The sequence below is a fragment of the Desulforamulus profundi genome, from assembly GCF_002607855.1.
In genome coordinates, this window is sequence record NZ_AWQQ01000110.1 from 1 (window position 1) to 1601 (window position 1601).

The following is a 1601-nucleotide window of genomic DNA, read 5'->3' on the forward strand; positions in this document are numbered from 1 at the left end:
TCAGTTTCTTCCAGGTGGCAATGGGATGGATTTCCAAGTGATATTGCTTTTTTAACCACTGCAACTGATCATGCACCGGACGGTTCATCAATTGCAGGATGCCCGCCACATGGGGAAACAGCTCTCCGGGACGGGAGCGCTCTTCAAAGATATCGGGGTATATATTAAACCGTTCCAGTTCATGGGCACAGGCCAACCCAGACACACCGGCGCCGATAATTGCAACCCGCAAGGTAGCACCTCCTGCAGAGACAGGTTCCATTTTAGTGTGCCCGGTAATTTTCTGGTTATTACTTATGAACTTTTATTGGGAACTTTTTATGCAGGTCATATCCCAGCAAGGAGACTATTTAAAATCCAGGGTCTTAACTTTTTCCCACCAGGTTTTTTCCTTTTGCTTTTCCGGAGGGATGTATTCCACCGAACGGACAGCTTTCCTGGCAAACTTGGCATAAACCCCGTCTTTATATTCCACCGGGTTGGTCAGTTCGCCGGCCCTTTTTACGTAACTCTGCAGATTTTCATAATCCTCTTCCCCGATGACCGAGTTTTTGTCCCAGAGGCCCAACTTTTTATAGCGCTCGATGATTTTAGTGAGCGTCTGCCGGTCCAGGTCGGGGAAGTACGGGGCAATCACTCTGGCTGCTTCCGCCGGGCTATGATAATCCAGCCAGAGCATTCCCTTGCACAGGCCGTTGACCAGCTTCTGGCATTCCCTGCTGTACTCCTTTAGGTAAGATTCCGGTGCCAAAAAAGCCAAAGAAGGCACGGGACCCACGGCTGACCCCAGAAAGACGGCGGTTTTACCAACCCCGCTTTGCTCGGTCATTGTGGCCATCGGTTCGGACATCTGAACAAAATGACCTACACCGGCCTGAAAAGCGCCCTCCTTTAAATTTGGCGGCAGGTTTTGTATGATAATCACTTGATGCTGCAGGGCCAACTTGTTTTGTTTTAGAGCTTCCTCTAAAACAATGTTGGATTGGGTGTCCGGCGCATCACCAATGATGCTTCTCTTTTTCACCTGCTCCCAGGAGAATGCCTGGGTATCCTCACGCCCCAACAAAAAGGAGCCTTCTTTGCGGGCTAAACCCGCAAAAGCCACCAGGTCTGCCCCGGTCCCCAGGGGACGGGTGAATAACGCCTGGCTGAGGTTACCCAACAATACATCCCCCTCGCCCGTCAGCATTACCTCTTCCTGTACCGCTTCCTTAGACACAAAGGACTCCACCTGTAGTTTTTGCTCCTGGTAAAAACCCTGGGCCAGGGCAATATAATGGGGCAGTGCCAGTAAGGAACGTTCTGTTTCCACCACCCTCATTGTGTCCGGTTTTTCCGGTTCCTTACTGTACAAGAAATAGGTCTTGACCCCGTGTGTTCCCAAGCCCGCTGCCATAACTGCCAGCAGTATGAGCAAAAGCCATTTCCACCTTTTTCTCAAAAAAATCAACTCCCTTCAACCAAACCAATCCACTACTATGTTTATTTAGGTCGTAAAAATTAATAACCATAATTTGGTTTAGGGAGCATAATTTTGGGAATACGGCATACATATGTAAGAGAATTTTTTCAAGGAGGTTCGGCAAGCATGGGCAAACTAA

General features: G+C 49.0%; 2 protein-coding genes. Both read right to left on the reverse strand.

Annotated elements, in window-relative coordinates; genetic code table 11:
- Positions 1-232 (reverse strand): NAD(P)-binding protein (locus tag P378_RS16045; RefSeq protein WP_180261146.1); only part of this gene is annotated, 232 nt, incomplete at its 3' end.
- A gap of 114 nt (positions 233-346) precedes the next feature.
- A complete protein-coding gene (locus P378_RS16050) occupies positions 347-1441 on the reverse strand; it encodes an ABC transporter substrate-binding protein (RefSeq protein WP_099083949.1) in 1095 nt (364 codons plus the stop codon).
- Positions 1442-1601 lie beyond the last annotated feature (160 nt).